The following is a 299-nucleotide window of genomic DNA, read 5'->3' on the forward strand; positions in this document are numbered from 1 at the left end:
GCAAGGCTGGGCAGGAAGTCCCTGTCGTTCTCAAAATCGGTGGAGCTGCATGACAAAGTCATCGGGCACTATCTGAACATAAAACACTATCAGTAAATTGGAGTCATTACCTGGGGTTAATGCTCCGGATACCGGCTCAGATAATCTTTACCGTTCTTCATTAAATCATCGTACATATAAGCTATTCCTGGTGATGCTACCAACTTGCTGATTTAGTGTATAATGGTGTTTTTGAGGTGCTCCCGTGGCTTCAGTCTCCGTCTGCTGTCCCTCCTGTTCCGCTACTGAAGGCGTGATGC

The 299-nt window shown here is 46.8% G+C and carries 1 protein-coding gene; it reads left to right on the plus strand.

Annotated elements, in window-relative coordinates:
• The coding region (locus ACLH1I_RS26695; protein WP_000851394.1) for an IS1 family transposase at positions 1 to 96 on the plus strand (96 nt) is incomplete at its 5' end.
• Positions 97 to 299: the final 203 nt, after the last annotated feature.

Source organism: Klebsiella sp. 1SOBk10mer (genome assembly GCF_046602535.1).
GTDB lineage: Bacteria > Pseudomonadota > Gammaproteobacteria > Enterobacterales > Enterobacteriaceae > Klebsiella > Klebsiella quasipneumoniae.